Source organism: Bacillus sp. 491mf, assembly GCF_900112415.1.
Taxonomy (GTDB): domain Bacteria; phylum Bacillota; class Bacilli; order Bacillales; family Bacillaceae_G; genus Bacillus_A.
Map to the genome: position 1 here is coordinate 26,373 of NZ_FOLV01000039.1, position 8,779 is coordinate 35,151.

6 protein-coding genes and 1 pseudogene are annotated in these 8,779 nt (G+C 40.6%); 2 read left to right on the plus strand and 5 right to left on the minus strand.

From position 1 onward, the window contains the following. Positions 1 to 5: 5 nt before the first annotated feature. The 5 genes and pseudogenes from BM211_RS21785 to BM211_RS21805 all read right to left on the minus strand — a co-directional run. Positions 6 to 818 (minus strand): annotated as a pseudogene (locus BM211_RS21785) (isopeptide-forming domain-containing fimbrial protein); the annotation flags it as partial. A 955-nt stretch (positions 819 to 1,773) separates the two neighbouring features. After that, positions 1,774 to 2,592 (minus strand): 1,4-dihydroxy-2-naphthoyl-CoA synthase, encoded by an 819-nt coding sequence (menB, locus tag BM211_RS21790; RefSeq protein WP_035432520.1) that lies wholly within the window; start codon positions 2,590 to 2,592, stop codon positions 1,774 to 1,776. Then, positions 2,589 to 3,416 carry a 2-succinyl-6-hydroxy-2,4-cyclohexadiene-1-carboxylate synthase gene (menH, locus tag BM211_RS21795; protein WP_090999541.1) on the minus strand — a complete coding sequence of 276 codons (828 nt, stop codon included), beginning with the start codon at positions 3,414 to 3,416 and terminating at the stop codon, positions 2,589 to 2,591. Before menH ends, menB begins: the two co-directional genes overlap by 4 nt. Beyond that, positions 3,413 to 5,167, minus strand: a complete 1,755-nt coding sequence (menD, locus tag BM211_RS21800) for a 2-succinyl-5-enolpyruvyl-6-hydroxy-3-cyclohexene-1-carboxylic-acid synthase (protein WP_090999543.1) — start codon at positions 5,165 to 5,167, stop codon at positions 3,413 to 3,415. The genes menH and menD overlap by 4 nt, the downstream gene beginning before the upstream one ends. After that, positions 5,164 to 6,558, minus strand: coding sequence for an isochorismate synthase (locus tag BM211_RS21805; protein ID WP_090999545.1), 1,395 nt, complete (start codon positions 6,556 to 6,558; stop codon positions 5,164 to 5,166). The genes menD and BM211_RS21805 overlap by 4 nt, the downstream gene beginning before the upstream one ends. 225 nt (positions 6,559 to 6,783) lie before the next feature. On the opposite strand from BM211_RS21805, the gene BM211_RS21810 reads away from it, so the two are divergent. Both BM211_RS21810 and BM211_RS21815 read left to right on the plus strand, forming a co-directional pair. Next, a complete protein-coding gene (locus tag BM211_RS21810) occupies positions 6,784 to 7,731 on the plus strand; it encodes a 1,4-dihydroxy-2-naphthoate polyprenyltransferase (RefSeq protein ID WP_035432512.1) in 948 nt (315 codons plus the stop codon). A 186-nt stretch (positions 7,732 to 7,917) separates the two neighbouring features. After that, a complete protein-coding gene (locus BM211_RS21815; RefSeq protein WP_090999547.1) occupies positions 7,918 to 8,649 on the plus strand; it encodes a yteA family sporulation protein in 732 nt (243 codons plus the stop codon). Positions 8,650 to 8,779: the final 130 nt, after the last annotated feature.

Genomic DNA, 8,779 nt, shown 5'->3' on the forward strand with positions numbered 1-8,779 from the left:
GTTGCTTTGCTGCTTATAATTTCAATAGGTGCGTTTTCGTTAATCTTGGATGTAACTACAACTTTAATCTCTTTACCTTTGATAACTTCTAATTGCTCACGAGTTAATTTTAATGTTACCAACTGTTTATTAACATTAGCTTTTAATTCTGATTCTTTTCCATCAACAATTACTTTTGTACCTACAATTGTTAAATTGCTATCTAATGTATCAGAAAGAGTTAAAGACTTATATCCCTCTAAGTTTTCTGGTACTACTGTTTTTAAATTGTAATTAAACTCTTTACCTTTTGCAATTTCTAAATGGTCTTTACCCTCAACATCTTTTGTTACTTTAGGAGGTACAGGTTCAGAAGAAACCTTAAACGATATATCATTAGCAAAAGCTAAATTTTCTTCTGTGTCTGACTGTAATGTTGCACTTAGGTTTACTGTATAACCGATAGGTGCACGGTTAAAAAAATTAAACTTGACAGGAATCGTTAATTTAGTATCATTAGGTACTTTTGATAGTGAAATAATCGCTACCCTTTTACCGTTTTTTACAAAACCTTTTACGTCAGTAATATAACCTTGATGTTTTGGAATCTCAATAAGATGAGCGTTAACATCCGCTAACTCTAATCTAACTTTGTAGTCTAGAGCAACACCAGCATTAGGGGCTCCTTTAATTTCTACGTTCATATTATAAGTAACTTGTTCATCTCTTTGGAACTCTACTTTTGGAGTTCCATCTGGGTTCTTAATTACATACTCTTGATTAATCTTAGAACCATTTACAGTATCGTTACCAGCACCTAAAGTTACCATTGGTTGCATAAACGCGGTTAACGAGATAAGAAATGCTACGACTAATGACAATAACTTCTTCTTTTTCAATACGACAACCCCTTTTACTTATTGCAAAAACTTTTACGTTTCATAATAACGAAGGCGCTTTCAAACCTTAATAATTTAAACTACGTATATAAGTTTTTATTCCCCCTTCTTGTCTAACATACCGCTACCACTAGGTTTGAAATAGTTACTCTATGTAACTATTTCAATACTCTAACTTTATTAAAACACTGAAATAGTTACATAATTTTATTATCCAATTATGTGGGCACGCTAAAAAACAAGGAAAATCTATTTTTCAATGCATTAAAGAATGCATTGAAACGGGAGAATTAGATCTTTCCCCAACCAAAGGTTAGAGCTAGCGCTTCGTACCAATTGCCCCTATTTGTCTTGCGTTTTTAAATACGGATTGAGTAGTTACAATTTTTTGAAATTAATTGATTATATTATAACAATAATTATAAAACCTTGAGAAGAGATATTTACTTTTTTGTATATTTTTATCACATATTGTTGTTTTTTCCATTCCGACATGTGAATAAAGAAATGGGGCAAAACCTCTAAATTGAGCGCTTGAAAAGTAGAGCTTACCGCCCACGAATAGCAGGATAAAAAACGATTTTGGGAACTGTAGCTACTATGCAAAAAAGAGACTTAATGAAAATTCATCAAGTCTCTTTTTGCGTTTTTATCTTATCTAGCTACAGCGGCTAGAATCTCCAGTCGTTTCGCACCCTCGGACGAGGCAAAAAGCGCCTCTCTGTCGGGTACTCCAACATCCTGCGATTCTGAGCGAGCCGCTTTCGCTTTTATCCTATCCAGCTGCGCCTCCTAGACCCTTCCGTCTAAGAACCTCCCCCGCCAGAAGACAAAAAGCGCCTTCTGCGGGAGAGAACCTTAGCCAACGGGTCTAAACAGTCGGCTCCGCTTTTAATCACGGAAAACGAGGGAATTGTCCAAAGTCCGGACTGCGTTTTTCTTTGAACGCATCGCGGCCTTCTTTTGCTTCGTCTGTTGTGTAGTATAGTAGCGTTGCATCGCCAGCTAGTTGCTGAATACCTGCAAGGCCGTCTGTGTCTGCATTAAATGCAGCTTTTAAGAAGCGAAGTGCCATTGGGCTGTTTGCTAAAATTTCTTCTGCCCACTTCACAGTTTCTTCTTCTAGTTGTTCTAATGGTACAACTGTGTTAATTAAGCCCATATCAAGCGCTTCTTGTGCGTTGTATTGACGGCATAGGTACCAAATTTCGCGAGCTTTTTTATGACCAACCATACGAGCTAAATAACCAGCGCCGTATCCTCCGTCAAAGCTTCCTACTTTTGGACCTGTTTGGCCAAATACTGCGTTCTCTGCTGCGATTGTTAAATCACATACGATGTGAAGTACATGTCCGCCGCCGATTGCATAACCTGCTACCATTGCGATAACTGGTTTTGGAATTGCGCGAATTAAGCGTTGTAAGTCTAATACGTTTAGGCGTGGAATTTGATCTTCTCCAACGTATCCACCATGGCCGCGAACTTTTTGGTCGCCGCCAGAACAGAATGCACGTCCACCTTCACCTGTTAAAATAATAACGCCAACATTTTGGTCATCGCGTGCATGTGCAAACGCATCGATTAACTCCATTACCGTTTTTGGACGGAATGCATTATGTACTTCAGGACGGTTAATCGAAATCTTTGCGATTCCATTGTATGTGGAGTAAATAATATCTTCGTAATTGCCTTCTTTTACCCATTCAATCGTCATGTATTTCTACCTCCTTTTATGGTTTGCAAAAAGCCCCTTACTATTGTATCAAACTTTTGCGGTTGTTCCACATGAATTGCATGGCCAGATCCAATAATTTGCACAAATTCCGCATGAGGGATCTGTTTTTTCATCTTTGTTAAAATGTGAAAGAACTTTTCATCATATTCTCCGCTCATGAGTAAGACGGGCATTTGCAAGTGTTCCAGTTCATTCCACCAAGATGGCTGCGCTCCTGTTCCCATACCTCGCAGGCTATTCGCAAGGCCTCTTGGATGATTCGCTAATCTTTCTTCACGTACACTTGCTTGTACATGAAGAGGTAATTTTTTTTGCGTAGCAAAGAGCGGAATGTTTTCCCACTTTTCAACAAACGCCGCTACGCCTTCTTGTTCAATCTTGTTTGCAAGCTGTTCATCCTTCTGTCTACGCTCTTTCCGTTCTTCTTCCGTTACAAGTCCTGCTGTGCAGTTTTCTAATAAAAGCGACGAGATGCGCTTTGGATATAAACAAGCAAGCGTAAGTGCCAGACGTCCCCCCATAGAATACCCTAACAAATGCGCTTTCTCAATTTGTAAATGATCAAGCACCGCAATGAGATGCGCAGCTACCGTTTTGATATGATAGTGCTGAACTTCTTTTGGACTGTCTGTTTTACCGTGCCCGATAAGATCAACTAAAATAACTTGAAACTGCTCGCTCCACGCCGGAACAAACGAACGCCACGTTTCCATACTGCCAGTGAAGCCATGAAGGACAAGAAGCGGCTCGCCGCTTCCGATCACTTCATATTCGTAAGAAACTCCATGTACATGTACTTTCACTTTTCTTCACCTTGCAATGCTTGTGAAACAACTACTGCTGCTTTTGCCATCATGTCACGGTGAAGCTGCAAGTTTTCTTCACGATCTGTTTTTATTTCAATAACGTGTAGTCCCTTTTCTCTCGTCCCTTTGTTCACCTCGTGACCAAAAGCTTCCCACGTATGGACACGCTCGAATGAACCGTTATACATTTTCACGACATGTTCATAATCAAGTCCGAGCGGCGTGCCAAATAGCGCTTCAAAATGTTCTTTTTGTTCATACTGTGGTAAAAATGAGAAAATACCGCCGCCATCATTATTTACAACAACAATCGTTGCATGTAAATCATGCAGTTTTGCCGCTAATAATCCATTTAAGTCATGGTAAAATGATAAATCTCCTACAACTAAGACAAGCGGCTTGCGAGCTACACTTACGCCAAGCGCTGTTGAAACAATGCCGTCAATACCGTTTACACCGCGATTAGCTACTACTTCAATATTCTTCTCATTTGTGAAGAAAAACGTATCTGTATCGCGAATTGGCATACTGTTACTTACAAATAAAGTTGCCTCCTCCGGCAAAACATCTACAAGTTCTGTAATGACTTTTCCTTCAAAAGCATGCTCATACGATTTTATATCCGCAAGCTTTTCTTTTACTACGGCATTCATATGCTGCCACATATGGAGCCACTCTCGCTTGCTTTGCTGCTTCGTACCATTTACAAGTTGCTCACAAAATGCAGCGTCATTTGCATACACAACTTCTGTGGATATAAGCGCTGGATCTCGCCAGTTTCCGGATTCGTCAACGACAATGTGCAGTGCTCCCGTTTGCTTTTTCAAATACTGCATAAGTGCTTTGGAAACTGGCATACCGCCGAAGCGAATAATTACATCGGGCTTCCAGCTATCACGAAGCCTTTCATTTCGTAAAAAAGTATCATAGCAATCGATAATCGTCTCTTTATCATGAAGACCGCTGCGAAGACCAGAAAGCGGATCTGCAACAATTGGATAACCGTATGCTTTTGAAAACGCCACGACAGCTTCGGCAATATCCGGATGACTATCATCTCCACATATAATAAGCCCCTTTTCCATATGCGAAAGGCGCTCTCGTAAAGATGCTGCATATTCATCCGTCACCGCTATTGTGCCTTGATGAACAGTTGCTCCGTATTCTCCGCGGCCTTTTTCCCATAATTCCTCTAAAGAAAAGTCAGGAATTAGCGGCTCACGAAGCGGAAAGTTTACATGAACAGGTCCTTTTGGCGTTTGCAACGCCCCTGCTACTGCTCGCCCAGCTGTCATCCGTGCATACCGATACATTGGTTCTGCTGCTTCTGGAAGTGCCATTTCGATAAATTGTTTTGCAAACGAACCGAACAAATGAAATTGATTCATCGCTTGCGGTGCCCCAATATCTCGTAATTCATGCGGACGATCCGCTGTCAACACGAGAAGTGGCACCCGCGAATGAAATGCTTCGCATACAGCGGGATAATAGTTTGCTGCCGCTGTTCCTGACGTACATAACAAGGCAACAGGACGTTTTTTTGCCTTGGCAATGCCAAGCGCAAAAAAGGCCGCTGATCTTTCATCTACGTGTAAATATGTGCGAATTTGTTCATGCTGCGCCATTAATAAGGCAAGCGGAGTTGACCGCGAACCAGGGCTAATGACGATATCCTCTACATGAAGGCGCGCCAATTCATCAACAAACGCGCCTAAGTAATATGATAATGCTTCTATATGATTGCTCATCTAGATAGTCCCTCCAAAGCAGAAAGCATCGGCTTAAATTTCAATCTTGTTTCTTCATACTCTAAATGCGGCTTCGAATCGATGACAATACCGCAGCCGGAAAATAATGAAACATGTTTGCCAGACAATAACCCGCAGCGAAGTGCTACCGCAAACTCACCGTTCCCTTGCTCATCAATCCAGCCAATTGGTCCTCCGTATAAACCACGGTCTAACAGCTCTACTTCACGAATCAGTTTTAAAGCTTCTTCTCGCGGCGTTCCTCCAAGAGCTGGCGTTGGATGAAGCTCTTCAACAATCGACAGCAAATCACCGGTTCCCTTTGCCTCTACTGATGTATATAAATGAAGTAAATTTTTCGTCTTCAATAAACTCGGTTCATATGGAATTTCAACGGTTTCACAATGCTTTGTTAACACACTGCGAATCATGTTTACTACATAACTATGCTCTGCTAAATTTTTTTCATCATTCAAAAGTTCATATCCATTCTCTTTCGTTTCCTCTTCTGAAGCACCTCGTCCAATCGAACCAGCAAGACACATAGATGTATATATTTCTCCCTCTTTACGAAGAAGCCTCTCTGGCGTTGCTCCTAAGAAACACGTTCCTTTATAATCAAACGCAAATACATAACAATCCGGTTGTCCCATGCGAAGTGCTGCCAAAACAGAAGTCGAATCCACATCTTTATCCATAACAAGTTGCATTTCCCGAGCTAATACAACTTTTTGAACAGCTCCTCGCTTCATTTCTTCCTGCACTTGTTCAATTGCTTTAAGCCATTGCTTCGGTTCTATCTCTACTTTTGAAAGAATGGTTACATGTTCTTCTGCGGAAGAATGCTTGCTTTGCTGTAACAACTGCTTCTCAGCACTTTGCAATTCCTCGTAAATCTGCTTTGCACAATCATTTCCAGATACGAAACGGTTTACTGTTAACCAAGCTTTTTCATTCTTTACTGTTAATAAAAAGGCTGGTAATTGCAGCGTCGTATCGTCAAACGCATTCCATAAATCTGTTCTTTCTTTTCGCGGGTCAAAAGAAAAACCACCAAATAAAAGTGGGCCTGTTCCAAATTCATAAGCACCGCGGTGAATGACTGCTTCTCCTTTCACCTTCTGCCACTCTTCACGAGCGTTTTGAAAGCGCTTTTCAGAAGAATTTGCTATAGTAAAAGCAGAACCTACTCCAGCGAAAATAACATGCTGCGCTGGGTCTGCAAAGTAACATCTATCTTTATATCCAAATTGTGTTCCTGCTGCATAAAAAAGGAGTGGATCGATCCATTCCACTTGCTTTACAACACTAACGAGTACTTGCTCTTCAGCTGCACGCTGAATTGCAGTCAGAATCACATCTTTGACATCATGTTGTTTCGTTTGAATCACAGAATCTCCCCCCTATGGGCGAAAAATAGTCATAAATACGCTTGATTTTAAGATACACCTCAAATGAAAGGTGTGTCAATGTTTAGCATTTCTGAGAGAATCCGAGCACATTCCTAGAAAATAAACATTGACACTATATGAGGCATTTCCTACACTTAATTGTGGGCTTTACCCATTGTTAGAACTTATTTTATTTTATCCGATAGACAGATAGGAGGATTCCATATGGAAACAAAAGTTGAGACGAACTCCTCTCCCGTGCAGCCAAGTAAACAAACAGGCTGGCGTATTTGGTGGAGCTTATTACGTCCTCATACATTAACAGCAGCTTTTGTTCCTGTTTTTATTGGAACAACTTATGCGATGCAAGTTGAAGGTATTAACAAAATAAATGTACCTCTTTTTCTTATCATGCTTCTTGCTTGCCTTCTCATACAAGCAGCAACAAACATGTTTAATGAATACTTCGATTACAAAAGAGGACTCGATCATGAAGGATCTGTTGGGATTGGCGGTGCAATCGTTCGCGATGGCATTCAGCCGAAAACAGTATTGAACTTAGCGTTCGGATTCTTTGGCATTGCGATTTTATTAGGAGTTTACATTTGTATGAACTCTAGTTGGTGGCTCGCAGCGATTGGCCTTATTTGTATGGCTGTTGCCTATTTATATACTGGAGGGCCACTTCCAATTGCCTATACACCTTTTGGTGAATTAACAGCAGGTTTATTTATGGGTGTTATTATTATTGGAATTTCATTCTTTATTCAAACCGGAATCGTAACATCAGAGGTTGTATTACTGTCCATTCCAAATGCAATTTTAATCGGGGCCATTTTACTTGCGAATAATATTCGCGATTTAGATGGCGACAAAGAAAACGGTAGAAGAACATTAGCTATTTTAGTTGGACGAAACAATGCAATTGGCGTATTAGCATCTATGTTCATCATTTCTTATATATGGACGATCGCTCTTATTCTTGTCGGAATTGCCTCACCGTGGATGCTTGTCGTCTTTTTAAGCGCTCCAAAAGCGTTTAAAGCAGCGAAGGGATTCGTCGGAAAGAGCATTCCAATGGAAATGGCACCTGCAATGATTGCTACCGCAAAAACGAATACAATTTTTGGATTTTTAATGGGGATTGGAGTATTACTCGGATATTTCCTATAAGAAAAGCGCGAGTGCGAGAGCACTTGCGTTTTTTTATTGCGCATGTATGTCATATGCTGTCGAAGCGTCTTTATACTGTGTCAAAAGGTCTTTATCTTGTATAAAAGCGCCGATATATTAGCGTAATAATTCCCGCAATTGAGCTCATACTACTTAAAGAAACAGAATTGTAGGAAGGTGGATTTTATGCTAACTCCACAACAAATAAATCATTTTCAATCTGCATTGCAAAAGCAAAAAGAAGAGCTAGAACAAACGCTGCAAAATCATGAACATCGCGGGCAAGCATCTGAACGCGATGCAGTTGGCGAACTCTCTGCCTATGATAATCATCCCGGGGATATGGGAACAGAATTGTATGAACGAGAAAAAGACTTAGGATTAGTAGAATTTTGGCATAAACAACTGACAGATGTAAAACACGCTTTGGAAAAAATAGAAGCTGGAACATATGGAACTTGCGAAGTATCAGGCGAACCCATTCCGCTTGAACGTTTAGAAGCAATGCCAACCGCAACGACTTGCATTGAACACACGCATAATAAGCTAATCCTAGGCGCGCGTCCGATTGAAGAAGAACTGATCGAACCGCCTTTTGGTAAATATGATATGGATAGTGCCGTTGGATATGATGCTGAAGATGCTTGGCAAGATGTTGCTTTATATGGAACATCCGAAACACCTGCTGATTTAGAGCGCCGCGACTCTAAAAACTTTAATGAAATGTATGTAGACGCCGAGGAGCCACGCGGATATGTGGAGGATTTTGAAAACTTTATCGGAACAGACATATATGGAAAGAATGTACAAGTATACGCTACAGAAGAACATGAAGAATATGAACAAATGCTAGATGACTACGAAGCAAGAACCTTTAAAGGCGAACTTTCCTCAGACGAGTCCAGTTCAAGGCCATAAAGTGAAACTTTAATCAGTGGGGGTTCTCTTCAGCCCCCACTGATTATTAGTTGAACCAATCGGGCTTTTACGGGCAGTTTATCTCCCACCTAACTTCTTAAGAAAAGCGGAAGCGGCTCGTTCAGAATCG